Annotated in this window: 31 protein-coding genes and 1 tRNA gene; 3 read left to right on the top strand and 29 right to left on the bottom strand. The window is 31.5% G+C overall.

Annotated features, from left to right (window positions below):
* Positions 1-50: 50 nt before the first annotated feature.
* Positions 51-1,070, top strand: a complete 1,020-nt coding sequence (locus tag OA93_RS06610) for a cytochrome-c peroxidase (RefSeq protein WP_039112348.1) — start codon at positions 51-53, stop codon at positions 1,068-1,070.
* Positions 1,071-1,235: 165 nt separating this feature from the next.
* Here the strand turns inward: OA93_RS06610 and OA93_RS06605 are convergent.
* Positions 1,236-1,310: transfer RNA gene (locus OA93_RS06605), tRNA-Pro, on the bottom strand.
* 150 nt (positions 1,311-1,460) lie between these two features.
* Between OA93_RS06605 and trxB the strand changes: the two genes are divergently transcribed.
* Complete coding sequence (trxB, locus tag OA93_RS06600; protein ID WP_039112347.1) at positions 1,461-2,408, top strand: thioredoxin-disulfide reductase; 948 nt, start codon at positions 1,461-1,463, stop codon at positions 2,406-2,408.
* Positions 2,409-2,558: 150 nt separating this feature from the next.
* Here trxB and OA93_RS06595 read toward each other — a convergent pair whose 3' ends face one another.
* From OA93_RS06595 to OA93_RS06575, 5 genes are all read right to left on the bottom strand, one after another.
* The gene (locus OA93_RS06595) at positions 2,559-3,392 is read right to left on the bottom strand and encodes a DUF2807 domain-containing protein (RefSeq protein ID WP_039112346.1); all 834 of its coding nucleotides are present in this window, start codon (positions 3,390-3,392) and stop codon (positions 2,559-2,561) included.
* Positions 3,393-3,472: 80 nt separating this feature from the next.
* Positions 3,473-4,213 (bottom strand): head GIN domain-containing protein, encoded by a 741-nt coding sequence (locus OA93_RS06590; protein ID WP_039112345.1) that lies wholly within the window; start codon positions 4,211-4,213, stop codon positions 3,473-3,475.
* Between the two features lie 2 nt (positions 4,214-4,215).
* Positions 4,216-5,946, bottom strand: coding sequence for a PspC domain-containing protein (locus OA93_RS06585; RefSeq protein WP_039112344.1), 1,731 nt, complete (start codon positions 5,944-5,946; stop codon positions 4,216-4,218).
* A gap of 2 nt (positions 5,947-5,948) precedes the next feature.
* Positions 5,949-6,281, bottom strand: a complete 333-nt coding sequence (locus OA93_RS06580) for a PadR family transcriptional regulator (RefSeq protein WP_039112343.1) — start codon at positions 6,279-6,281, stop codon at positions 5,949-5,951.
* A gap of 188 nt (positions 6,282-6,469) precedes the next feature.
* Complete coding sequence (locus tag OA93_RS06575; RefSeq protein WP_240474690.1) at positions 6,470-6,949, bottom strand: DUF4870 domain-containing protein; 480 nt, start codon at positions 6,947-6,949, stop codon at positions 6,470-6,472.
* 231 nt (positions 6,950-7,180) lie between these two features.
* On the opposite strand from OA93_RS06575, the gene OA93_RS06570 reads away from it, so the two are divergent.
* Positions 7,181-7,633 (top strand): DUF4442 domain-containing protein, encoded by a 453-nt coding sequence (locus tag OA93_RS06570; protein ID WP_039112342.1) that lies wholly within the window; start codon positions 7,181-7,183, stop codon positions 7,631-7,633.
* Between the two features lie 228 nt (positions 7,634-7,861).
* Here OA93_RS06570 and OA93_RS06565 read toward each other — a convergent pair whose 3' ends face one another.
* From OA93_RS06565 to OA93_RS06460, 23 genes are all read right to left on the bottom strand, one after another.
* Positions 7,862-8,074, bottom strand: coding sequence for a hypothetical protein (locus OA93_RS06565; protein ID WP_039112341.1), 213 nt, complete (start codon positions 8,072-8,074; stop codon positions 7,862-7,864).
* A gap of 314 nt (positions 8,075-8,388) precedes the next feature.
* Positions 8,389-9,030 (bottom strand): hypothetical protein, encoded by a 642-nt coding sequence (locus OA93_RS06560; RefSeq protein ID WP_039112340.1) that lies wholly within the window; start codon positions 9,028-9,030, stop codon positions 8,389-8,391.
* A 47-nt stretch (positions 9,031-9,077) separates the two neighbouring features.
* Positions 9,078-10,034, bottom strand: coding sequence for a hypothetical protein (locus OA93_RS06555; protein WP_039112339.1), 957 nt, complete (start codon positions 10,032-10,034; stop codon positions 9,078-9,080).
* An 80-nt stretch (positions 10,035-10,114) separates the two neighbouring features.
* Positions 10,115-10,477 (bottom strand): hypothetical protein, encoded by a 363-nt coding sequence (locus OA93_RS06550; protein WP_052259398.1) that lies wholly within the window; start codon positions 10,475-10,477, stop codon positions 10,115-10,117.
* A 43-nt stretch (positions 10,478-10,520) separates the two neighbouring features.
* Entirely contained in the window at positions 10,521-11,402 is an 882-nt protein-coding gene (locus tag OA93_RS06545) for an alpha/beta hydrolase-fold protein (RefSeq protein ID WP_039112338.1), read from the bottom strand.
* 11 nt (positions 11,403-11,413) lie between these two features.
* The gene (locus OA93_RS06540) at positions 11,414-11,899 is read right to left on the bottom strand and encodes a DinB family protein (RefSeq protein ID WP_039112337.1); all 486 of its coding nucleotides are present in this window, start codon (positions 11,897-11,899) and stop codon (positions 11,414-11,416) included.
* A gap of 12 nt (positions 11,900-11,911) precedes the next feature.
* A complete protein-coding gene (locus OA93_RS06535; RefSeq protein WP_039112336.1) occupies positions 11,912-12,592 on the bottom strand; it encodes a GNAT family N-acetyltransferase in 681 nt (226 codons plus the stop codon).
* Between the two features lie 81 nt (positions 12,593-12,673).
* Positions 12,674-12,862, bottom strand: coding sequence for a hypothetical protein (locus OA93_RS06530; protein WP_039112335.1), 189 nt, complete (start codon positions 12,860-12,862; stop codon positions 12,674-12,676).
* 60 nt (positions 12,863-12,922) lie between these two features.
* Complete coding sequence (locus OA93_RS06525; protein ID WP_039112334.1) at positions 12,923-13,555, bottom strand: LysE family translocator; 633 nt, start codon at positions 13,553-13,555, stop codon at positions 12,923-12,925.
* A gap of 79 nt (positions 13,556-13,634) precedes the next feature.
* The gene (locus OA93_RS06520) at positions 13,635-14,162 is read right to left on the bottom strand and encodes a MepB family protein (protein ID WP_039112333.1); all 528 of its coding nucleotides are present in this window, start codon (positions 14,160-14,162) and stop codon (positions 13,635-13,637) included.
* Between the two features lie 87 nt (positions 14,163-14,249).
* Entirely contained in the window at positions 14,250-15,176 is a 927-nt protein-coding gene (locus OA93_RS06515) for an alpha/beta hydrolase (protein ID WP_039112332.1), read from the bottom strand.
* 148 nt (positions 15,177-15,324) lie between these two features.
* Positions 15,325-16,197: a hypothetical protein gene (locus tag OA93_RS06510; protein ID WP_052259397.1), complete on the bottom strand. Its 873-nt coding sequence runs from the start codon at positions 16,195-16,197 to the stop codon at positions 15,325-15,327.
* 90 nt (positions 16,198-16,287) lie between these two features.
* Positions 16,288-16,839: a hypothetical protein gene (locus OA93_RS06505; protein ID WP_039112331.1), complete on the bottom strand. Its 552-nt coding sequence runs from the start codon at positions 16,837-16,839 to the stop codon at positions 16,288-16,290.
* A 96-nt stretch (positions 16,840-16,935) separates the two neighbouring features.
* Entirely contained in the window at positions 16,936-17,760 is an 825-nt protein-coding gene (locus OA93_RS06500) for an aspartyl protease family protein (protein WP_165572090.1), read from the bottom strand.
* A 191-nt stretch (positions 17,761-17,951) separates the two neighbouring features.
* Positions 17,952-19,091, bottom strand: a complete 1,140-nt coding sequence (locus OA93_RS06495; protein WP_039112329.1) for a helix-turn-helix domain-containing protein — start codon at positions 19,089-19,091, stop codon at positions 17,952-17,954.
* 115 nt (positions 19,092-19,206) lie between these two features.
* Positions 19,207-19,779, bottom strand: coding sequence for a pentapeptide repeat-containing protein (locus OA93_RS06490; RefSeq protein ID WP_039112328.1), 573 nt, complete (start codon positions 19,777-19,779; stop codon positions 19,207-19,209).
* Positions 19,780-19,820: 41 nt separating this feature from the next.
* Complete coding sequence (locus OA93_RS06485; protein WP_039112327.1) at positions 19,821-20,021, bottom strand: hypothetical protein; 201 nt, start codon at positions 20,019-20,021, stop codon at positions 19,821-19,823.
* Between the two features lie 70 nt (positions 20,022-20,091).
* Positions 20,092-21,012 (bottom strand): helix-turn-helix domain-containing protein, encoded by a 921-nt coding sequence (locus tag OA93_RS06480; RefSeq protein WP_039112325.1) that lies wholly within the window; start codon positions 21,010-21,012, stop codon positions 20,092-20,094.
* A gap of 100 nt (positions 21,013-21,112) precedes the next feature.
* A complete protein-coding gene (locus tag OA93_RS06475; protein ID WP_039112324.1) occupies positions 21,113-21,619 on the bottom strand; it encodes a hypothetical protein in 507 nt (168 codons plus the stop codon).
* A gap of 17 nt (positions 21,620-21,636) precedes the next feature.
* The gene (locus OA93_RS06470; protein WP_131474464.1) at positions 21,637-22,197 is read right to left on the bottom strand and encodes a hypothetical protein; all 561 of its coding nucleotides are present in this window, start codon (positions 22,195-22,197) and stop codon (positions 21,637-21,639) included.
* A gap of 34 nt (positions 22,198-22,231) precedes the next feature.
* Positions 22,232-22,768: a GNAT family protein gene (locus OA93_RS06465; protein ID WP_039112322.1), complete on the bottom strand. Its 537-nt coding sequence runs from the start codon at positions 22,766-22,768 to the stop codon at positions 22,232-22,234.
* 23 nt (positions 22,769-22,791) lie between these two features.
* A complete protein-coding gene (locus tag OA93_RS24930; RefSeq protein WP_039118064.1) occupies positions 22,792-22,986 on the bottom strand; it encodes a hypothetical protein in 195 nt (64 codons plus the stop codon).
* 32 nt (positions 22,987-23,018) lie between these two features.
* Positions 23,019-23,396 carry a hypothetical protein gene (locus tag OA93_RS06460; protein WP_039112321.1) on the bottom strand — a complete coding sequence of 126 codons (378 nt, stop codon included), beginning with the start codon at positions 23,394-23,396 and terminating at the stop codon, positions 23,019-23,021.
* Between the last annotated feature and the right edge of the window lie 131 nt (positions 23,397-23,527).

Below are 23,527 nucleotides of genomic sequence, written 5' to 3'. Positions count from 1 at the left end.
TTTCACCTTGAGTTCTACATTGACTTTTGCAAAACTAAATCAATACTCAAATGAAAAAAGTTGTCTTAATTATGGCGGGACTTGCTTTTGTAGCCTGCAAGAAAGAATCAAGTGAACATGATTTCTCAAAAGCTCCAGTAGTCGAAAAATCTGAATTATTAACCAAAGCATCTAATTTCTTTAAATCTGTTTCAACAATAACAGGAGAAGATATTCCACAAGATAAAATTGATTTAGGTAAGAAGTTATTCTATGATAAAGCATTGTCTAAAAACGGAACCATTAGTTGTAATTCCTGTCATAATCTTGCCACTTTTGGTGTAGATAATAAATCCCTTTCAGTAGGAGATACGAAGGAATTAGGAGGGCGTAACTCTCCTACGGTAATTTATTCCTCACTTCATTCTATGCAGTTTTGGGATGGGCGAGCTAAAGATGTAGAAGAGCAAGCCAAAGGCCCTTTGCTAAATCCTGTTGAACACGGAATTCCGAACGCGGAATTTTTGGAGAAAAAATTAAGAGGGATTCCAGAGTATCAAGCTCTTTTTAAGAAAGTATTCCCTAATGATAAAGAACCTATTACTTTTGATAATCTTGCTAATGCAATAGGTGCTTTTGAACGTAAATTGATTCCTAAAAGTAAATTTGATGATTATTTAGACGGAAATGAATCAGCATTAAATGATCAGGAAAAAAAAGGACTAAATTCTTTTATAGACAATGGTTGTATAACGTGTCATGGTGGTGTAGCTCTTGGTGGACAGATGTTCCAGAAATTCGGAGTTTATGGAGATTACACTAAAATGACTCGTAGCAAAAAAATGGATAAAGGACTTTATGATTTAACTAAAAAAGAAGGTGATCAGTTCTTGTTTAAAGTTCCGAGTTTGAGAAACGTTGAAAAAACAGGACCTTATTTTCACGATGGTTCAGTTGCTTCGCTGAAAGAAGCAGTAAAAATGATGGGGAAATTACAACTGGATAAAGATATTACGGATAAAGAAGCCGATGATATGGTTGCCTTCCTGAAAACGTTGACAGCCGATGTTGATGCAAAGTATAAAGAATAAATAATTGATTTTAAACTGAACGAGGGTTCTTCAAATTTTTTTGAGGAGCCCTTGTTTCATTTGAGCTAATATGACCTGCCAAGTTTCTGCTTTTCCTTCGGGACGCGTTATAGTGGATTTGTCGTAAAACAAAAAAGTCTTTTCAAATAAATGAAAAGACTTTTGTCGGGGTGGCAGGATTCGAACCTGCGGCCTCCTGCTCCCAAAGCAGGCGCGATAACCGAGCTACGCTACACCCCGAAAGCGGCTGCAAAGATAGACATTTATTTCAGTTGTCAAAACATTTTTTGAAAATAAATTTTATTTATTTCTATATAGTTATTTAGGATTTATTTAAGGCTCTAATTTTTATAATATAGATTACATTTGCATCTCAGTAAAATTAAAATTATGTCAGATACAATCGAAAAAATTAAATGCCTAATTATAGGTTCTGGACCAGCAGGTTATACTGCGGCTATTTATGCTGCCAGAGCTAATATGAATCCAGTTTTATATCAAGGAATGCAACCTGGAGGACAATTAACAACTACAAACGAAGTTGAAAATTTCCCTGGTTATGTTGATGGAGTTACTGGACCAGAAATGATGATACAATTACAAAGCCAAGCACAACGTTTTGGTGCTGATATAAGAGATGGTTGGGCTACCAAAGTTGACTTTTCTGGAGATATCCATAAAGTTTGGATCAACGATACTATCGAATTACATTGCGAAACGGTAATTATTTCTACCGGAGCATCTGCTAAATACCTTGGGTTGCCATCTGAGCAACATTATTTAAAAATGGGTGGTGGAGTTTCAGCTTGTGCTGTTTGCGACGGATTCTTTTACAGAAACCAAGAAGTTGTAATCGTAGGAGCAGGAGATTCAGCTTGCGAAGAAGCACATTACTTATCTAAACTTTGTAAAAAAGTAACGATGTTGGTAAGAAGCGAAAAATTCAGAGCTTCAAAAATTATGGAAGATCGTGTTCGTAAAACCGAAAATATCGAGATATTAATGAATCACGATACTGTAGAGGTAGTTGGAGACGAACAAGTAGTTACTGCTGTAAAAGCTAAAAATAAAACTACTGGTGAAATTTTTGATATTCCAGCAACAGGGTTTTTCGTTGCAATTGGTCATAAACCAAACACAGATATATTTAAAGATTTCTTGACTCTAGACGAGACAGGATATATCATTAATACTCCAGGAACATCATTAACAAATGTACCAGGTGTTTTTGTAGCTGGAGATGCTGCTGATCATGTATACCGTCAGGCAATTACTGCTGCAGGTACAGGATGTATGGCCGCATTAGATGCTGAAAGATATTTGGCTTCAAAAGACTAATTAGTTCTTTATGATCTATAAAAAAAGTCCCATTCGCCTCGGCGAATGGGACTTTTTTGTTTTTATACTTATAGATAAGGTTTCGACTCTGCTCAACCTGACAATGCTATGTTATCTTATATTGTCAAATTAACTTAAGGCGAGATTTATTTATTTCAATCTTTTAATCAGTTTTGCTTCCTCAGAAAAACGGGTAAGTTCAATTTTAGGTGTTCCCAAAAGCTGAACTTCGGCTTTATCTCCAGCTGCAATAGTAATGGTAGTTTCTGCAAGTAAGCTACAAGTAGAATAACTCTCGGCAGTAAGATTAGCATTTTTAACAGTAAATTTATTTCCTGTTAGTACAGAGTTGTTATCCAGTCTAAAAGTTCCATTAGTAGCAGAACCTTCAATAGCTGCATTTGCTTTTTGATATAAATCACATTTAAAATCTGTTGCAACAACCAATGCTTTTAAACCAGCATTTTTACTTAATTGCACACTTCCATTTTCTGATTTTAAATTTAGTTCTGTTTTCGATTTATCATCAGCTATCAAAGTAAATTTCTTAGAATTTACATTCAAGAATAACTTCGAGTAATCTACAGAGTTAAAAGTGATATCATCAAGCTGAACTTCCTGAATGGCATTTACTACAGTCGCATTTTTTGCAATAACTTTAATTAAATCTTTAGTATAAGTTACTCTTACAATTAGCTTTTTAAAGATACTAGCATCTTTAGATGTGTAAATACGAAGCAATTGTCCGTTTAAATCCATGCCAATAATTTCATGAAGATTATCGTCGGCTTCAATCTTTATTTCGTTTTTTTCTCCACGTTCTAAGTAAACTTCAAGATTGTCATTAACTTCAAGACTATTAAATTCACCTACTTCTTTGGTTGCTATAGTTACTGTTTTTGAACCTTTTATCTTTTCTCTTTTTTGTGCAAAAGTTGCTGTAGTAACAACTAAAAGCAGGAGCGCTAGTGTGTAATTTTTCATTAAATTTTGTTTTTTACAAATATAAAAAAATCATCCACTTGCGGTGGATGATTAATATAATTTTAAGTACTATTTAAGTATTAGTCCTGATCGATGCTTCCGCCAGAACTAGATTTTTTTTCTATAGATTTTGGGACAGAGTTGTAATTAATGTTTCCTCCGCTGCTAGCATCAGCTTTTAAACTTACTATTGGGTGTACATATACAGTAGCTCCACTAGAAGCTTGTGCTTCAATTTCGTTTGCTAGCAATCTTTTTGCACTAATATCACTTCCGCTAGATGCAGACACATTTAGTTTTAATGCTTTTCCCTCAATAACTATTGAGCTACCGCTACTTGTCTCACAAGTAATAGCATCCGATTCTATGTTTAGACTCATGTTTCCAGAGCTTGAGGCATCCAGACTAATATCTTCGCCTCTTAAAACATTCTGACTTTTTACAGATGATGCACTCGAAGCTTTAATCTTATCAATGAAAGGCATTTTTACGATAACCCTTTTAGATTTTATATTTTTAAAAGAGTTGTAGTCAGATTTAATAACCAAAGTATTTCCTTCCACTCTTGTGGTAATTCCATTTATCAAATTATCATCAGCTTCTACAGTAATTTCAGTTTTGTCTGATTGTTCAATTACAAGATCTATAGCATTGCTAACAGATACATTTCTAAAATCTCCCTGAACCGTTCTTTTTTCAGTAATAACTTTTCCGCTTCCTACTATCGATTTAAAATTATTCGAGTAGTTACAAGAAGCAAACAACAAAGCTGTTAAGGCAACAACTATAAACTTGGTAATCCACATAATTATCTTGATCATGACTAATTAATTTTAATTATAACTCCGTTTTTGTCTGTTGTTAAGTGTCCTGAAGTTTTCTTTCCGTTCAAGACTTCTTTTCCGTTTATTTTAACCGATACTTCATTTATAGTATCATTTGAATCGATATCTTCAATATCTTCAACATCATCAAATTCATTTTCAGAGATAGGGCAGTTCAAACATTTAACTTTAGAACTTTCTACTTTATAAACGTAATTATCAGAACTGAAATGCAAATTAAAGAAATTGTCATCAGACTCATCATAATCTTCTACCGAAGCATCTGGTTTTAGTAATTGACCTTCTGGTAAGTATAAATATATTTTTACTTCTTGGTCTCTAAATTTATTTTTAATATCAGTAAGAAGGTAATTGTCTAGTATAAGCTGGTTTCCTTTTATTTCAAATTTATAGTTTATTTTTTCAGCTCTTTCCTTAGCATCAATGTATGATTTTCCTCTTGCAGTCTTTTCTATCTGTATGTAAGCTGTTTTTTCATCAGTGTGCAATACTCGCAGGTTAACATTAGTTGAATAGATTAATTGATGGTTTGCCGAATCCTGTACAAATTCAAAATCTTTATGATGATCAAGATCTTTAGAGAAATAATCATTGTATTTAAATTTCACAAAAAGAGTATCAGTAGTTTTAATGTTTATAGGTTGCTTTTGTACCGTTTTGTTGTCGTATGAAATCTCTGTAGCTTGTTTTATTCCAATACTTATTGCCAATGCCATTGCGATAATCCATACAGCAAGAAGCGTATATTTTGCTATGTTTCCTATAGATTTCATGTTTGGCGCTAATAATTTAAATCCTAAAAGCGTCAAGAAGAAGAACGGAATTCCAACAGCAAAGAACATTAATAAACCAAACATCCAGATAGGATAATCAGTAAAGTTTCCAGCATCTACAAAGTTTTGCCAAGGGAACTCAACAAAAAGATTAGTTCCTAGAGTAAAAACCCCAATAAGTAATAAAATTAAGGTAGAGATCCCCGACATGATTAAAATAATCCCTAAAAACTTAGCAAAGATTTTAAAAACAGTCATGATAAAATCACTAAAACCACTTCCTAGTCTTTCAGCACCCGATTTTACCTGGTTTCCCATTTTATCATAATCGGCATTTTTAAATTTATCCGAAAAAGACTCAATTTCCTCACGTACCTTTTTTTCGATATTCGAAATTGTAACTGGTTCACCAGTCATTTCTAGTTTTTCCGAAGTTGTTACAGCTTCGGGAGTTACAATCCATAATACGATATAAGCAAGTATTCCAGTTCCAAATCCAGCAAAAACAAATATCAAGAACATGATTTTTAACCAAACAGAATCTATTCCAAAATAGTGACCCAAACCAGTTGCTACACCACCAATCATACCTTTTTCTTTATCACGGTATAATTTTTTAGATTTACGAGTTCCAGAATTGCTAAATGATTGATGAGATGCATTAGATTCTTCCTCGATAATGTAGTCCTCAGGTTGTCCCATTACTGCAATAACCTCATCCACATCTTTTAATCCCACAACATGTTTTTCACTTTTTTGTTTCTCGGTTAATAATTCCGATACACGCATTTCAATGTCTTTAATGATTTCATCTTTACCAGAAGAGTTACCTAAAGAACGTTTTATAGCGTCAAAATAGCGCGTCAGTTTCAAGTATGCATCTTCATCTATATGAAAGAACATGCCTCCTAAGTTAATATTTACAGTTTTGTTCATGACTATTGTTTTTGATTGGTGATTAGTGTTACAGCATCCGAAAGTTCATTCCAGGTGCCATTTAGTTCGTTTAAAAATGTCTGACCTATTTCAGTTAATCCATAATATTTTCGTGGTGGTCCAGAAGTCGATTCTTCCCAGCGATAATTAAGTAAACCGTCGTTTTTTAATCTGGTTAATAATGGATAAATAGTTCCCTCTACAACCAGTAATTTTGCGTTTTTCAAAGTGTCTAATATTTCCGATGTATAAGCATCTTTTTCTTTCAGTACAGATAAGATACAAAACTCAAGAACACCTTTGCGCATCTGTGCTTTTGTGTTTTCAATGTTCATAATTTCATTTTGTTTTGTTTAGATTGACGTTTCGTTTTTTGATCGATGATTGGTGATTGATTGATGATTTTTTTTGAAGCTTTTTCCTGCTCTCCGCTATATCTTTTTCTGGCAAAAGAACCAGAAAAAGGATGCCGCTTCTATCAGGGCTAGGCTCATATATTGTATATAACTTTTAATTTTTACAATTACTTAATAAAAGGAATCGTAAGCGGGTATTTGTATAATTCTCCGTTCGAAGCTTTTATCGAAGCATAAATAACCAAGAAGAACTCAACTACTTTAAGCATTCCAAAAATTAAGATTGCTAAAACTCCAATACTTAAGATTCCGATATTGTCCCCAAGATTAAAATTATTCATTGTAAAATCGTTGTCATTAATAATTACATCCATCGGAATGTTCTTGAAGATTACAAAAACAAAAATTGGAATAGCAATTAATGCAAGAATCAAAGTGTATAATAGTAAGCTTAACTGAAAATTTAAAGCTTGTTTACCATGATGATTCACAAATTCTGACTTGTCTTTTTTACTCGACCATAATAATATCGGGAAGATATAATTCCCAAAAGGGATAAAATATTGAGTTAATGTACTCAAATGAGTAAACGTTGCCATGTTTCTTTCTGATGATGTTTCCATGATTAGTGGTGTTGATGTTTCCATGATTAAAAGTATATAGTAATTTCTTATACAAATATATGGCTAAAAGACAGTATCTTGTTTTACATAGTACTAATTATTAACAAAATTTTAACAAAGTTGAAATTTGTTTTCTATAAAAAAGGTATTGAAAACCAGTGCTAAGTATTGTTTTTATTGAGGTTTTAGGAAAAAAATAGCAATTTATTGTGCGTGCATAGTTTTTTTGTATTTTTACATAAAAATCAAAACGGTATGGCAGTTTCAGTTTCTAAACTCAATAAATTTGTATTATTCAAATTACCATCGGCCTTCATTTGTGGAGTACGAGTAAAAGAAATCAACGATAATAAATGTGTTGTAACGGTAAAACACCGTTGGATAAACCAGAATCCTTTCAATTCTATGTACTTTGCAGTACAAGCCATGGCAGCCGAACTTACAACAGGAGCATTGGTAATATCCGAAATCCAAAAAAGCGGACGCAAGATTTCAATGCTAGTGGCAAATAACAAAGGAAACTTTACCAAGAAAGCAACAGGTCGTATTACATTTGTTTGTAATGACGGTCATTTAATAGCCGAAGCCATCCAAAGAACAATCGAAACAGGAGAGGGGCAAACCTTCTGGATGAAATCTATAGGAACCGATGAAAAAGGAATTCAAGTATCCGAAATGGATTTTGAGTGGAGCGTACGTGTAAAATAACGATTTAGCCATAGATAAAGAGTTACAATTGTCTATATAAGGAAGGGAACGCAGATGAAACGGATTCGCTATCGCGAAAACGCAGATAAAAACAGATTTTTTTTCACAAACTTTAAATCTGTTTGATGATTCTTTCTAAAGATCCGTTTCATCCGCGTACTAAGCACATAAACTTAAAAAAAAATGCCTCAAGTAATTGAGGCATTTTTTATGGGATACAAAGAAGTATTATTTCTTAGCGCAACATTTTTTGGCATCTTTACCAGCCATATCTTTATCACATTTTTTTCCTTCAGCTTTGCATTTAGCTTTACATTTTTCGATATCAGCTTTGCTCATTGTTTTCGAACAAGTTTCTTTTTTAGCAGTTGGTTTAGCTTCTTGAGCGCTAACACCCATAGAGAATAAGGCAATAGTTAGAATAGTGATTACTTTTGTCATTTTGTTAGGTTTTTTTGAATGTTGATGATTTCATTTTTAGATAGTTCTAAAAATATGAATCAAATATAATATGATTTACTCTTTGTAAGAATAAGAGTAACGTTAATGTTTTTATAAAATCTTTTTAAGGTTCTTAGTAAAGGTTTAAAAGGTTCAGAGGAACAAAGGTTCAAAGGTTTTTTGTAGAGACGCACAGCAGTGCGTCTACATAATATAGGTTTACACATAAAGTAACCCCAAGCTTGTCTTTCTGAGGAACGAAGATTGAATAAAAGCACTCCATAATCTCACAACCCCATAATTAACCTAAATCACTACTTTACCATAAACTGTAATACCCTATTATGATTCAACAAATCCTCTTCAGAGTCATTATAAACTTTCTGCCAATCAAAATTTGGAATCTCTATTTTGGTTAGAGCAGTTCCGTCCCAAATTATTTCGAAGCCATTATCTTTTAGTTTTTCGGCTACTTTTTTACCCACTTCTATTGTAACTGTATCATCAGAATTATCTATTTTCTGAAAAGCAATCATCAAGTTTCTAGTATCAGGGTCAATAGCTCTTTCTAGATCCTGCCCGTGATAAAAACAATACCCATCCGATTGTACTTGTTGTTTTCTTAATTCTATTTCTACCTCAACAACTTCATATTCGCCTTCGCTGGTGGTATAACCAGCATTATGTAGCGCAATGATATTTGCTTCGCTCAGTTCATTAAAAGCTTTGACAAGTCTTTCGGTATCCGTTGGTGATTTCCACGTTTTACGCGCTTCTTGATGTTTTTTAAATTCGGCTTCAATAGTTGTATTAACCCATTTTTCTGAGACGTCATCTTCCATCTCTTCATCTTCAACTTGTTCCCAAGTCATTTCTTTAATCTCATCAATAGGAAAAAATCCCATTTTTATTTGGTTCACTAATGAATCGTATATGTATTCTTGATCTTCGGTCATGATTTTTAATTTAGAGTTTGGGGTAATTTATTTTATGATGGAGCAAATTATAATTTTACTTTAAATTCTTTAGAGACATTATATTCAGGCTCGTAAATAACAAATTCATTATCTAAGTTTGAAACTGCTGTAATTATAATGTATTCTGGATTTTTGGACTTCATATTTTCAAGTTTGATATGTTTCTTAAATTCATCAAAAGTAGCATTTGGGTTTTTTGATATAAAATTATAATAAGTACTATCTATCTTTCCTGTCCAAAGAAGTGAATTTTGAGCTCTGTTTCCATCATCAGATACTATTAGGTTTTTATTTTTGTCAAATAATAGTATTTTAATATTTCCATCATATTTAAAATCATAAAGTTTTTTTAGAATAACCTTGTTGCCAATTATTTCTACGACTTCATATTTTAGATGGTTTAAGACGATAGTTTTTCCAGTATCTTGTTTCGTTAATTTCTGAGTAGAATAATCAGTAAGAATTGATAACTCATAAGTAATAGTACCTTTTAGATTTACATTATTAGTAAAAGCAACGGTTTGGTTTTCGATACTTCTATATTCAAATTCAGAATTAGAATTTTCTTTTATTTTTCCTCCCATGCTATTAGCATTGGAATTTCCCATTTTAATTTCTTTGTTTTTGGAGTCTTTTAGTTCACTATTCGTGCTCTTTAAGCTAACGATGCCAAACAATTCTTCCTGATAATAGGTTGGAAAATCAGAATTTAATAAAACATTGAGATGGTTTTTATCTTTTTGTTCTAATGCGATTTTTGCGTTTGTAATAAAAAAATCGATATAAGTAACCAAGTTATCTTTACTGTATTTTGATTTAATGAAAGTTATGTCAGGATTATATGTAACTGATTTTACTTTTTCGAGACTAGGTTTTTTATAGTCCTTGTACATTTCATAGCTAAATTTTAATAAGTCTTCAGTTGATTGTGAAAATACATTTGAGCTTAGAAATAATAAAAAGAAAAGAGTAATATGTTTCATTTAGGTCTTTAGGATTAATTGTAGGATTGGATTAATTAGTTTTATTTCTTGTAAATAGTCTATGTGTTATAGAGCTAATATTAAAGCTCAGTCTTTGGCACTTTCAATCCACACCAAGTAGTTACATCTTCAGGATTAAATCCCGAGCAGTTACTGATATTGGCTTTTGGGAAAACAAGCACATTATTATTAGTATCACTTAAGTTAAAGTAATAATTATTAGAATCTTCTCCATATCTCCACACGTCACTAGAACCATCATTATGCACAGTTTCATTAAAAGTGAAAATAGAAGATTGTTTAGGAATGAAGTATTCTTTCTCGATAACAAGAGAAAATATGTTTCCTAAAATAGGAGTGAAGAATAAAACAATAAGGAACGCAAACAGAATGATAAGAAAGATATTCTTTTTACTTAGAGTCCTTTTTTTGTTAGTGTTCATATAAGGGAGTTAATATATTTGGTGCAATTAATATTCTTTGATTTTATTTCTCGTAAATAGTTTTAGGATAAAAAGCTTTAAAAGCATTGTAAACACCTTGATGAATTACTGTCGAGTGAATTTCGTTTTGGATATAGTCATAATACACTTTAGTATTCTTCTCATCATTTTGCTTTAGCATTTCGCTTAATGAAACGGCATCATCATACATTGTTTTATCTTCTTCTTTATTGCAAGCAGCAATATATACTAGTACAGGTTTGTTATCTTTTGCTTTAAGTAATTTAGGAGCTTCTGCTAATAATGATTGATCGCCCCACCATAAACTTGGAGCGATAATTATATAGTTGTCAAATAAATTTCGGTGTTTTAATAAAATTTCTGTTGCCAGAAGTCCTGCCAATGATTCTCCGATAATAGTTTTGTGATTACTTGTATTGAACTTTTTATCGATATAAGGTTGGAGTTCTTTTTCTAGAAAAGCAATGTATTTATCAGAACCACCATATTGAGGGAAGCTTTTTTTCTTGAATCCCATTTTTTCAACAAAGTCCAAATTGGGAACGGCAAATGTAAAATCGCGTCTTCGGTTTGTATTCTCTATCCCTACAACAATAGATTTAGGGAATCGGGCAATCCATGATTGGGTATTAAATCGTACGATTCCTGTAATATGAATAAAATCTTCTTCGACACCACCATCCAGAATGTATATAACTGGATATTTTGTGTTGTCTTTTTTATCGTATCCTTCGGGTAAGTATATGTTTATTGTTCTTGTCTCGCCAAGCTCTGCCGATTTTAATTTATCTGTAATTCCAAGAACTATCGGCTGACTTTCGTCTGTATCTTGTTTGTTTTTTGTTTGAGCAAAATTCTGACTTGATATTATAAGGAAGGTAAAGAGGTAGAATATTTTTTTCATGAAAGGGTGGATTATTGGCGTACGATTATTTTATATTTTTCGATTTGGCGGCGGTGTCTCAAGACATGCACAATGGCATGTTCCATGATTTGTTCGATATCGTAAATTTGCCCCCAAGAAGTTTTTAGTTTTTTAGCGTTATCTGATTCCTCAAGCTGATTGTCGTTTATGTCTTTAAAGGAATCCACCATAAAAACAAAGGAATCATTTAAATGATTGGTATAATCATGTATAGAAGTATGAAATATTTCATCTCGAAAATCTATCGATTCACCTTTAAATCTTCGAATATAAATTGCATAAGCATAACCAGAACAAACAACGTGAGATAAAATGGTCTGGATCGATTTGCAGCTATCGTCTGTTGTTTGGTTGTCTACAATAGTTATAAGTTCAGCATCTGAAATGTCCGAAATTGTATTTTGTAAATCTATGATTGTCCGTTCATATTCATCAAGTAATGCGCCACTAGCTCCTTGTCTATAAGTTTTTGTCATATTATAAATTATTTATTTTGAAATATGCCAAAGGCTCATTTTACGTCTGGTTGAGAATCCTAATTTTTCATATAGTTTTATAGCACCAATATTACTTTCGACTACGTGTAAATATGGTGTTTTATTCTGGTCAAAAATATTGTTTACAGCATGGGTAATTAGTTGTTTAGCATATCCTTGACCTGTATATTCGGGATGTGTAACGATAGCGCTTACCTCGGTGAAATCATCCATTTTCATGCGTTCGCCTGTAACTGCAATAAGTTTATCGTCTTTAAATATTCCGAAATAATTGCCTAGTAAAGCAGTTTTTCTTTTAAAATAACCAGGTTGAACCAAACTAACCAGTTCAAATAAAGCGTCAATGTGTTGGCTAGTTGTAAGAGCAACGATGTTTTCTTTTATTTCAACATCTATTCGGTCATGAATAATCATTTGCAAACAAATCAATTCGTTTTTCAATTCAAGTTGATCTGAAAGTTGAGGTTTTTCGCCAACTATAAAAAAGCCATCAGTTAATTTCGAATATTCATCAATAGATTCTGAAATGTTTTCAAGGATTATAAATCCTCCAAAAGGACAATAATCTGGATTGTAAAATTTGATGTTATTGTAATTTATTGAAAATTCCTGGTGCGTTTCAGATAAAGAATACCAAGCGGGATTGTCTAATTTTGTGTAATCGGTATTCATATGTTTGGTATTGCCAGAATTACTTCGAGCGTTTATTATTGTATGCTTTTGCCTAAAGATTGAATAGATGTTTCTGAATATTTAGTTTGTCTTTAGTTTATCTTTCTTTGCTCTTTCATAAATAAAAGAACCAATAATGTAGAACCAAATGAGAGTTGATACACCAAGAAATACATCTCCAATGTTTTTAAAACCTTGAAGCTTAATCACTGCTCCGGTAACTAAACCTACAGCTGCTAAAAACAAGAGTAATCTGGAAATCTTTTTCATATCGTGTTCTTTAAATTGGTTTTAAATGAATTTACTTAGAAAGGTAACAATTCGTTAAAATCATCTTTTTGTAAGTGCGACTTTTAGGCCAAGTAAGATAAAAACAATTCCAGTCATTTTGTTTAATCGACTTTCGGCATTTTTGTTTTTATTAAAAAGTGTTGCAACGTTACTTCCCATTAATGCCAAAAATGAACACCATATTAAGGTTATGATAAAGATGATGAACCCTAGTAATAAGTATGGAACAGGATTGTTTATCTCTGAGCTTTTTACAAATTGTGGTAAAAATGCTAAGAAGAAAATTGCAATTTTAGGATTTAGAACATCGCTTAAAAGTGCAGTAAAAAATAATTTTCTGTTAGCCGTATTTTTAACTTCAATAGATTTTATTTCCGTTTGATCTGCTTTTGCGGTAAGTGATTTATAGCCCAGATAAAATAAATAGGCAGCACCTAAATATTTAACTATGCTAAATGCCAGTGTCGATTGTGCCAGAATGAGCGAAAGCCCAAATGTAGCTGCAAGCGTATGTACAATTAGTCCTAAACTAACACCTAATGCCGAATATAATCCTGCTTTCTTGCCTAGAGAAATACTTCTTGTTAATACCATAATAGTGTCGATTCCAGGAGTAATAACTACAATTGTTGCTGCTATTATAAATGTTCCTAAGCTTTCTATTCCTGTCATGGCTATCGTTTTTAGTATTAATAATTGGTTTTGTTATCTGCTTAAGTTTTAAGCATTAGCTAAAATATGAATTTATTTATCACGAAATTAATTTATTTATTAAATCCAAATCTACAGGTTTATCGCTCGGTAGGGCAACAAAATAATCTAATTGCCATTGTTGTGTTTTCTGTGCTTGTTTACTTGTTGTGCTGTCCCAAGGCGGATATACACGAATGGCACGTTTGCCTTCTTTCGTGTCATCAGATAAAATTCCTTTTTGGTGTAGTATCGATTTTGGAAAAATAAATTGTCCAAAGTGAGAACCATTTCGGGTGCTTACAATAAATAAATCGATATCATCTGTAATCTCAAAAGGGGCAATAGGACCTTTTGGGCTTCTTTTCCACAACGTAACAAATTGTCCCACTTTTGTTGGGGTAATTTTTGCCACACGGTATATAACAGCCTGATTGTTTATTTTAAAAGTATAAGCGCCATAATCGGCACTTTCTGCTTCAGCTATAGGTTGCGAACATTCTAAGTTGCAAGTATCGTATAGTAGTTCTTTTGCTTCAAGTAAATCTTTATGAATGGTATTTGTAGGCCAAATGGTTGAGGTTGTCATGCTTTGTTATTAGATTTTTGAGGATTATATAAAATTTAAACTACCTAAGCCGTTTAGTTTTTATTTTCGTTTAAATTATTGGAGAGATTATTTTTTATTGGTTTTCAAAATCCAATCAATACAGTTATCAATCCATTGTACATCGCTGGTAGGATTATCCATCCCGAAACCATGACCACCTTTGGCATAAAAGAAAGATTCTACTGGGACTTTGTTTTTTTGTAAAGCAGCAATAAATACAAGCGAGTTTTGTACTATAACATCAGGATCATCTATGGCATGAGTAATAAATGAGGGAGGAGTATTTGGTGTTACATGCAATTCATTCGAGTATTCTTTAATTTCCTCGGGAGATGCGTCTTTGCCAAGCAAATTATTTCTGGATCCCATATGTGTTAAACTATCTGCCATACTAATAACAGGATAAGTAAGAATCATAAAGTCGGGACGCAAATTGGTTTTTAACGGATTGGCGATATATGATTTGGTATAATGTGTTCCCACAGTTGCAGCCAAATGTCCCCCGGCAGAACTACCCTGAATTCCAATTTTGTTTGGATTTATTCCCCATTTTTTGGCATTTTCTCTTACCAATTCAATAGCACGTTGCGCATCTTGCAAAGGAACTATTTCTTTGTTTTCGACGTATTTTGTAATTGGTAAACGGTATTTTAATACAAATCCTGCAATTCCGCTTTCGTTTAGTTTTTTGGCAATAGCATAACCTTCATGATCAATTGCCACACCAGAGTAACCGCCGCCAGGGCAAATAATTACAGCAATTCCTGTAGCCTTATTTTTTTCGGGAAGAAAAACAGTCAGATCAGGAGTCGCAACTCTGGTAATTACAGTGATTTTTTTAGAACCAGTGTCATAAACCATAATAGAGTCTTGCAGGTCTGCAATATCTTTAGCGTTTGGTACTTTTCCGTTGTATAAAGGGATAACTTTCTGGGCGTATTGAGAATGGGACATTCCGATAAGTAAATAAAGAGTTAGAAGTAATTGTTTCATAAAGAGGTTTTAATCCAATTTAGCATTAAGAATAAAATGATAGTATTCTCACTTTGCATTACAAAAATAGAGCTTAATTTTTATAAGTTTTTCCGACCATTCCTTAACCGAAAGTTCTTCTCTGGTTATGAGATTTGTGCCTTGGGAATTAATTATAAATATCATTTGAGAGTTTTGCTGTTTGTTGAATGAAATTATTTTTTTGTTTTGAGCGACCTCTGTATAATATTAATAACTTATTTAGAGCTTTCATATTTGTAGTATAGCTATCTATTTGCAAATATTCTCTCCCTCCAGGATATTCATATATTAAATAGTAATGTCTATTTTTTCCGAAGCCTTGGCAAATTACTTCTTCATTTTTTATAGATTCCCAATTGTGAAACTTTGTTTTTATGGTTTCTATACCTTTTTCATCTAAAATTATCTGAGGTGTAGTATTTATAACTTCTCTGAATTCTTTGTAAGTTAAATAAAGACCTCCTAATACCAATAGTATTCCTAAAGGTAGGCTTCTGGAATTAAATATTAAGTAGCCTCCAAGAATAATGCTCGAAATACCTAAAAGCATTTGGATTGAATTTTTGCTTTTGGAATAAAAGATCATAGTTTGTTTTGGGATAAATATGTTGTCTTGAAATACGTCTTCCTTTTCAAATTTTAATAGTAACGAATCCCATTTCTTTTTATCTCCAAAGATTTTTATTTCAGCTTTTTGATAAAAACTGTTATCCAAACCAATTAGTCTTTCCTGAATAGCTCTTTTTTTTAATTCATGAACATTTCTAACATTTGTAAATGCCCAAATTCTCCACTTGGTAATTGTAATGCACCAATATAGAAAAGCTAATAAAAAGGGGAGTATATATACAATTGGTATAATTAACCAACCTGTTATGATGTTTTGAATTTGAAGATAAATAGCAATAAAAATAGATGCAAATAATATTGTACGTGCAGGGTAATTAATTAACCATTTCCCTCTTTTAATGGCATTGTCTACAGTTGTTTTTTCGTTCATCAGGGGTATAATTCTCAGTTAGAAGTAGCTGTGGTTTTTGGTCAATTATTTTATGTTAAACCTTTATAGAGTTGGTGTGTTTATTTGCTCTTAATTTCGAATGATTTTTTCGAGTTTTTCTAATTCAGTTTGTAATCCAAATCCATCAGTATCTACTTTAGTTCCTAAGAATTGAGAAACCCCACATCCAAAACAAACTTTTGCTATTCCAATTATAGAATCATTCTTTTTGAAAATAAAGATATCTCGATATTTAGGAAGACAACCAGCGTATTCATATCGTAATGAATCCTGTTGACTAAAAATATTTTCAATCTCTTTTTTCTTTTCTTTGTTTAGTTCATGTTTTGCAAAATGAAACTTTTTTAAATCGGATTCAAAGTTAGGTTGTGAAATAGAATTTGGATAATTACTTGCTACTAATAGTTGAGCTAGACTTTTGTCATCTTGAGTCTTATTTTCTTTTTTCATGAGGCTAAAAAAAGCATCTTCTGAAATGTCTAAATAGTAATGGTCTATTTTATCAGACTCATAGAATTTTTTTAATTCTTTTTTTTGAGCAATATTTTCTTTTGGAATAACTTTCGTTGAATTGTTACAGCTAATAATAGTTAAGATTAATAATAGGTAGTATTTCTTCATATCAGCTTTTTGTTGTTTTATTCTAAACAAAAATAGAGATTAAAAAATAATCCTACTAGAATTACTATTTCTTAAAAATGGATATTTGTAAAAAACTTAATTAATCCAGACTTCTTTTTTCTTAAAATCGATAGTGAAAATATATTTACTGAGGGATTCAAAATTAAGTACACCATCGTAAATTATATTTCTTGTAAATGGTTTTACTATAAGTTTATTTTTACCGATTAAGAATTCAGATTTAGGGGTGGTTATTTCAATCGCATTGTTTTCGGGTTTTAATCCCCAAACGACAGCACTTTCATTTGAAAGTAATAATGGTCCACTGTTACCAGAGTCAAAAAGAAACCAATAATAAAAATTATTTTTAGGTATTCGAACGAAAATATTTAATTCAGAACCTTCCAAACCATTGGCAAATCGAGTTGGTAAAAGAGACTTTCCTTTAATTCTTTTTTTTGCGGAAACGTCATTTTCAATAATTAGAATATTTTTAGAAAGATCTATAGTCAAAATAGTGTTGCTAAAAGATTTAAGAGAGATAATGCCATCAATTTTAGGGAATTCTTTAGGTAAAATACTCATAATGTCCCAAACGCCAACAGTTGGGTGGAATAGAGTTGTAGTGCCAATTATAAGTGATATGCTATCACTTTTTTGTGCCTTTATTATTTCTCCATCCATTCTAAATCCTGTTGAACTTCCGTATATCTTTTTGTTTAGCATATTTGCTATTTCAGGCGAAATAAGAGTTTCTGCTCCGCCAGTATCAAAAAGGAAATTGTATTTTTTTCCTTTTATAAACACATCTACAGTTTTCATGTTTTCGATGTACGTTTTAAGTGGTATTGTGTCTTGTGCGAGACTAACTATAGCATTGCCTAAGAATAGCAAGCTAAATACTATTTTGGTTGTTTTCATGATTTGATTTTTGCTTACTCTAAACTTGGTTTTCAGCATATCCCATTTTGGCAAATTTGCCTGTTTTTTATCTGAGGCAAATTTGGTTTAGATATTTTGTAAAAACGTCCGACTAAAAAAAGTCGAACCAAATAGTATGAATAAATTTGGTTCGACTTTCGCTAAAATAATGTCCGATTTATGGGAGTTGTTTATAGTAAGCTATTTCTGTATTCTGTAGGAGTTAATGAAGTATGTTTTTTAAACGCAGTATGAAAGGAAGATTTAGAATTGAAGCCTACCTTGTATAGGATTTCCAGAACAGTCAATTCACTTTTTGAATAATTTCGTAAAATTTCCATTGCATTCTCGATACGATATTGGTTTACAAAGTCAAAAAAATGTTGATGCATGTGTAGATTAATTAGAATTGATAATTCACGTACAGGAATATTAATTTGGTTTGCGAGGTCTTGTATCGTAAACGATTGATCTAGATATGGTTTTTTATCTATCATGTGTTTTTTTAAGATATCTATTTGTGATGCAATCACAGTAATATCTTGATTCTTGGAAGCTGCTGTTTTAGACGTAAAATCTTTTGCTAATTGTAATTTAGAATCGATACCCCTAAAAAGCTCAGGATAGTTTAATGCTTTTAAGACAAACCAACATGTTATCAATAAAGCTATAATACCTATAAAATCATTAATAAAAATTAAAAGAGTATGATAATCGGTATATCTTAAGAGATTCTTAAAAGTATCAAAGTAATGCGCAACTATGAAAACGATCGTTATCTGGAATAACCATTTGTATGTTGCAGTATTAGAGTTTGCAAAATTTTCAAGATAAATTTTTCTGTATTTTTTCAAAATTAAAAAGATACCAATGATATAAAGTAAATATTGGACTTCTATTAGAAATTGAAAAAACACCATTTCGGTTGTTTCAAAATGATGTTCGAAAAAGTATTTTTTATAGGTATCATTTGCTAAATATATTCTTGGTATTAAAATTAGGTTTAAGATTATAAATGGGGCTGTATGTAATGCATGTTTAAACTTTAATCGGAAATCGGTATAACAAAGTGATAGTACATATAAATAAAACAATGGAATGTTTAATAAACAGAGTGTCCATCTAAAAATTTCTAAGTTGGGGTGGTTGTTTGTAATGTTCTCTGCAATAAAAAATCCACTAATATCGATAGCAGTAAGGATTAGATAGCTTGCAATAAGTCGATTCGACAACTTGTTTTTAGTTTTTACAGTCAGCAAAAAAAAGACAAGAAGCAATAAAACAAAAACAGCAATTAAAGCGATGATTTTTAAATAACTAAAATTATTCATTTAGTGTTCTTATGAATTGTTCTTTATATGTTTTAATTAAACGAAAATACAAATAAAAACTACAGATCTACTCAAATCCTAAACTTCCTAATTCAATCCTATCTTTCTCTTAGATTTACTGAATATCAAGATTAAATTTCTCTAATAATCCTGCAAGTTCCAAACGGGAGAATTTAGCGTTTTTGACTTTGTTTTCTTCTGGGTCGAAAGAATAGTTTTTTGCCGTACGAAAATCAGCTTTTTCTAGTATGCTTCGCACGAAAGTTGCGTTCGACAGATCACAATTTTTAAATACTGCCTGAGTTAAATCGGCTTCGGAGAAATCTACGTCTTTTAGAGAGCAATCGAAGAAGTTTGTTTTCTTTAATTTTCTTTGTAAAAAAGTAGAATAATCCAGGATACAACCCTGAAAGTTCATGGAGAATAAAAAGGCATTACTGTCACTAAAGTCTAATCCCATTAATTTACAATCGGTGAATTTAATGTTTTTTAATCCTGTGTTTCGTAGCGTTGCCAAAGAGAAATTACAGTTCTTAAAGTTGCAGTCTATAAAATCATTATTGCCTAAATCGCTTTTTGAAAAGTTACAGTTTATAAAATCGCAATTTAAAAATTCGAAATCGACTAATTTCTTTTCTGAGTAATCGATGTTTTCAAATGTCTTGCCTTGATGAAGTAATGTGTCCATAATAAATTGATGATGAAAGTTAATTGTTGCAAATGCGATATTTATTCTAATTCGATACAATCGAAAACGTCGTTGTTAAGTATCATTTCGACTATATCGGTTTTACTATCAATTCTTAAAATATTGTCCCAATCTTCAAGGTCGAAGTTCCACTTTGCGTCTGGTAATAATTCGTTAAGGATTGTTGTTGCCGATTCTAATTTCGATTCTGTGTTTACCGAAGTTTTGAAAACGTAAATCATTATTTGCTTTTTTTAGTTTGCAAATGTCAATAATAAAGAGACAATCCTATTAGGATTCAATAAGCAAGAGTTAGGATTTATCAATCATTTTTCGATACTCGATAGGAGTGACGCCTTCATGTTTTTTGAAGATGCGGCTAAAGTACGATTGATCATAATGACCTACTTGTATTGTAATTTCGTTTATAGTAAGATTGGTTTGGTATAATAAGTATTTGGCTTCTAAAAGAATCGTTTCGTCTATCCATTTTGTAGGCGATTTTCCTGTAACGGATTTTACCGATTTGTTTAAATGATTTGGGGTTACATTAAGTACCGAAGCATAATAACTCACCTGATGTTGGGTTTTTATATGCAAATATATAAGCTCTTTAAACTTTGTTGTGAGTGTAGTTGCTGCCGTGAGGGTTTTATTGGTTTTTACAGCATTCTTGTTTATTTCAAAAAGTAACGCAATAAGGTAAGGCTGTATAATATCCAGATTTGTACCGCCAGTTTCGGTATATTCTATGAGCAGACGATTTAATAGATTCGAAATAAATCCAGCTTCTTGTTTTTGAAAATTTACATTAGGATTTCCCCAGACTTTCAAAAAATTAAAATCATTTAGCATTTCTCGATTGCCATATTTCCCTATTAGAATATCCTGATGAAACTGACATATGATACCTGTTATCTTTTTACTCATAAAATCTATAGAGTAAATCTGTCCAGCAGGAACTAGTATCATTTCATTTGCCTTGGTTGTATATTCTTCGAACCCAACTTTTAGTTTATGAATTCCAGAAGTGATAAAAAGCAGCGTATGACAAATGTGTTTGGATGGAGGTACAGGATATTTTAGTTGATTTACATCTTCAATCCTCAAGCAAAAAAAATGTTCGGAGTTTGATTTAAAAAGATGTTCTACAGTATTTTCAGATTCAAGGAATTTGTCCCGAAAATCTTTTGCACCATAGGTTTTTATATCTTCCTCTTTTTTCGCTTTCATTTTCCTGATTGGTATTCGTAGTAAAATTTACTCAGCGAAAATAGGAATTAAAAAAGAGAAATTTTATTTCCATTTCAATCATTCGGAAATATAGTGTTATTTAGGATTTAAGAATCGTACGCTTTTTTCTTTTAAGGGCTTCTGTATATTGGTTATTCTTATTTACGTATTTTTTGCGATTGTACATTTTATAATAGATATAGTAAATTAAAATAATTGCAATAAAAGCTACTAACATTACAAGATCGAATACGCCATAGAAATTATTAATAGTTTGCCCGTTTATTGCTAATACTTTTGAATTTGTATTCCCTACGTATAATTTTTTTAGTGTGACAGAATCACCGATACTAATGTTGTAATTGAGTCTTTCGTAAGAGGTTAAGAAAGATTCTTTTTTTGCATCCATTTTAAATTCAAATGCATTGAGTGTAGCGCCACCATTTTTTGAATATGTGTTTAATACATTGACAGCTGTGACTTTTCCACTTATGGTTTCATTTTTAAACAGATGCTTTAAATTGTTGAAAGTTGTTAGGCCAGCAACAACAAAAATGAATAACCCCAATAAGTTTGCAATAAGAATAGCAATGAAATTCTTTAACATTTTAGTTTTATATATTCTTACTTTTCAATCTCAAGACCAAAACCTTTCGTAGGGAAGATTACCCAACGATCATTTACTTTCATTGCTTTATTTACTTTTAGACGATATACTTTATTATCATTTAACTCGATTATGATTTTTAAGTCATAAATAGCAGCATCAATCGTTACTTTGTTTCTTATCGTATTTACTTTTTTGGTTTCTACCAAAGTAGATTCTGTTTTTACAGATTTGATATTTTCCCAATTAAATAAAGCATGTGCCTCCGAAATAAACTGATTTATGCGTTTGATATCTTCAGGTTTTCTTTGTTTTCCTTTTCGGATAATTAACTTTATTAAATCCTCATTAGATTTTAATCTCGAAGATTCTTCCGGAGTTATTGTGCCATTTACAAAACCATAAGCAGCATTCTCTTTGGGAGATATAAACAAAGAATACAAATCGTCTGCATCTTTATCTTTGACGCTATTTGTAATTTCTATGGCAAATTCATCTATAGTTTTAGGCTCATTACAAGAAACTAAAGTAATAAGACCAAAAAGGAGAATGAGTTTTACAAATTTTATATTTTTCATTTTATGGGATTTAATTTTTGAATGTATTTCGGTTTTACTCAACGTCAGATTTAAGAAGGGAATATAAATTCAAGTCGATAAATTTGTCATAAAGTAATTCTCCTTGGCGAATAATGCCTTCCTTGGTAAAGTTAAGTTTTTCTGGGATTGTTTTGCTTTTAAAGTTTTCGGTTCCGCATTTTATTTCGATTCGGTTTAATTGCAAACCCGAAAAACCAAAGTTAATAATTGCTTTACAAGATTTAGTTATAATCCCTTTTCCTTGTAGGTTTTCGGCAAGCCAATACCCGATTTCTCCAATTTTATTTTGACCATCAATTTTATAAACGCCAATTCTTCCTATGACTTTTTCATTATCAACAATAACAAAAGCATATTCATTTTCGTCTTTGTTTCGTTGCATTGTCCCTTTTACAAAATTCTCCGCAAATTCAACCGTTTGCATTCGGTCAACAAAAGGCAGCCATTCTCTTAAATGTGTTCTGTTTGCATCAACAAGATCAAAGATTGGTTGTGCATGATTCTCGTGGATTAATTCAAGTTTTAGATTTTGGTCTATGGTTATGGTCATGATTGGTGGAGTAAACAATTATTTTATTTCTTTCTTTTTATTTGTATCATAAATATTCCTAAAATTATTGAAGGAACCCAACAGATAAAAGATATTTCGCCAATAAGTTTTATTAATGGATTTAGTGTTCCCATATAACTAAACAATGCCCCAGTTACAAGAAACATGATTATACCATTTATGATAAAACCAATTCCTATTTTGCTGTAAATACTCATAAGTTGGTTGTTTTTTTGTTGTTCATGGAATGTTAGCTTATATCTGTTAATTTAGAAATTTTGTCACCAGAAAATTCAAAGATTGATTTCCCTTTTAAATTCAATTCTTGTCCTTTTTTGAGTCCATTAGGAAAGTCCATTCCTAAAATAGCAAAGTAGTTAATCTCTATTTCGGTTTCGTTTTCTAAATGTTTAAAAGATGTTATGGTTTGTGTTCGGCTCGAGAAATAAGCTTTTGCCTGTTCCGCTTGCTGTTTAAAAGAGGTTAAGCCAGTTAAAGACATATTTGTTTCGCTACCTTGAATATTCTCAAAGATTATAGCTTCATCAAAGTCTGAAATCATTTTATCGATATCAAATTGGTTATAACCCTCAATGTAATTCTGAATTGCTTTTTCTCTTTTGATCATGATAATAGTCTTATATTCGAGGAATTTATTTCTTCAGCTAATATATAAATATTTATCAAGAATTTCTTCAAATGTGTCTATCTGACACAGGAATACACGAGCGATAGCGAACTGGCAAATATAAACATTGC

This window comes from Flavobacterium sp. KMS (assembly GCF_000813005.1).
GTDB lineage: Bacteria > Bacteroidota > Bacteroidia > Flavobacteriales > Flavobacteriaceae > Flavobacterium.
Note: the sequence above shows the minus strand (reverse complement) of the source record. Positions and strands in the feature narration are given on the sequence as shown.

Coding starts and splice junctions, on each gene's coding strand:
- OA93_RS06610 (WP_039112348.1), top strand. CDS start 51: ATGAAAAAAGTTGTCTTAATTATGGCGGGACTTGCTTTTGTAGCCTGC.
- trxB (WP_039112347.1), top strand. CDS start 1,461: ATGTCAGATACAATCGAAAAAATTAAATGCCTAATTATAGGTTCTGGA.
- OA93_RS06595 (WP_039112346.1), bottom strand. CDS start 3,392: ATGAAAAATTACACACTAGCGCTCCTGCTTTTAGTTGTTACTACAGCA.
- OA93_RS06590 (WP_039112345.1), bottom strand. CDS start 4,213: ATGATCAAGATAATTATGTGGATTACCAAGTTTATAGTTGTTGCCTTA.
- OA93_RS06585 (WP_039112344.1), bottom strand. CDS start 5,946: ATGAACAAAACTGTAAATATTAACTTAGGAGGCATGTTCTTTCATATA.
- OA93_RS06580 (WP_039112343.1), bottom strand. CDS start 6,281: ATGAACATTGAAAACACAAAAGCACAGATGCGCAAAGGTGTTCTTGAG.
- OA93_RS06575 (WP_240474690.1), bottom strand. CDS start 6,949: ATGGAAACATCAACACCACTAATCATGGAAACATCATCAGAAAGAAAC.
- OA93_RS06570 (WP_039112342.1), top strand. CDS start 7,181: ATGGCAGTTTCAGTTTCTAAACTCAATAAATTTGTATTATTCAAATTA.
- OA93_RS06565 (WP_039112341.1), bottom strand. CDS start 8,074: ATGACAAAAGTAATCACTATTCTAACTATTGCCTTATTCTCTATGGGT.
- OA93_RS06560 (WP_039112340.1), bottom strand. CDS start 9,030: ATGACCGAAGATCAAGAATACATATACGATTCATTAGTGAACCAAATA.
- OA93_RS06555 (WP_039112339.1), bottom strand. CDS start 10,034: ATGAAACATATTACTCTTTTCTTTTTATTATTTCTAAGCTCAAATGTA.
- OA93_RS06550 (WP_052259398.1), bottom strand. CDS start 10,477: ATGAACACTAACAAAAAAAGGACTCTAAGTAAAAAGAATATCTTTCTT.
- OA93_RS06545 (WP_039112338.1), bottom strand. CDS start 11,402: ATGAAAAAAATATTCTACCTCTTTACCTTCCTTATAATATCAAGTCAG.
- OA93_RS06540 (WP_039112337.1), bottom strand. CDS start 11,899: ATGACAAAAACTTATAGACAAGGAGCTAGTGGCGCATTACTTGATGAA.
- OA93_RS06535 (WP_039112336.1), bottom strand. CDS start 12,592: ATGAATACCGATTACACAAAATTAGACAATCCCGCTTGGTATTCTTTA.
- OA93_RS06530 (WP_039112335.1), bottom strand. CDS start 12,862: ATGAAAAAGATTTCCAGATTACTCTTGTTTTTAGCAGCTGTAGGTTTA.
- OA93_RS06525 (WP_039112334.1), bottom strand. CDS start 13,555: ATGACAGGAATAGAAAGCTTAGGAACATTTATAATAGCAGCAACAATT.
- OA93_RS06520 (WP_039112333.1), bottom strand. CDS start 14,162: ATGACAACCTCAACCATTTGGCCTACAAATACCATTCATAAAGATTTA.
- OA93_RS06515 (WP_039112332.1), bottom strand. CDS start 15,176: ATGAAACAATTACTTCTAACTCTTTATTTACTTATCGGAATGTCCCAT.
- OA93_RS06510 (WP_052259397.1), bottom strand. CDS start 16,197: ATGAACGAAAAAACAACTGTAGACAATGCCATTAAAAGAGGGAAATGG.
- OA93_RS06505 (WP_039112331.1), bottom strand. CDS start 16,839: ATGAAGAAATACTACCTATTATTAATCTTAACTATTATTAGCTGTAAC.
- OA93_RS06500 (WP_165572090.1), bottom strand. CDS start 17,760: ATGAAAACAACCAAAATAGTATTTAGCTTGCTATTCTTAGGCAATGCT.
- OA93_RS06495 (WP_039112329.1), bottom strand. CDS start 19,091: ATGAATAATTTTAGTTATTTAAAAATCATCGCTTTAATTGCTGTTTTT.
- OA93_RS06490 (WP_039112328.1), bottom strand. CDS start 19,779: ATGGACACATTACTTCATCAAGGCAAGACATTTGAAAACATCGATTAC.
- OA93_RS06485 (WP_039112327.1), bottom strand. CDS start 20,021: ATGATTTACGTTTTCAAAACTTCGGTAAACACAGAATCGAAATTAGAA.
- OA93_RS06480 (WP_039112325.1), bottom strand. CDS start 21,012: ATGAAAGCGAAAAAAGAGGAAGATATAAAAACCTATGGTGCAAAAGAT.
- OA93_RS06475 (WP_039112324.1), bottom strand. CDS start 21,619: ATGTTAAAGAATTTCATTGCTATTCTTATTGCAAACTTATTGGGGTTA.
- OA93_RS06470 (WP_131474464.1), bottom strand. CDS start 22,197: ATGAAAAATATAAAATTTGTAAAACTCATTCTCCTTTTTGGTCTTATT.
- OA93_RS06465 (WP_039112322.1), bottom strand. CDS start 22,768: ATGACCATAACCATAGACCAAAATCTAAAACTTGAATTAATCCACGAG.
- OA93_RS24930 (WP_039118064.1), bottom strand. CDS start 22,986: ATGAGTATTTACAGCAAAATAGGAATTGGTTTTATCATAAATGGTATA.
- OA93_RS06460 (WP_039112321.1), bottom strand. CDS start 23,396: ATGATCAAAAGAGAAAAAGCAATTCAGAATTACATTGAGGGTTATAAC.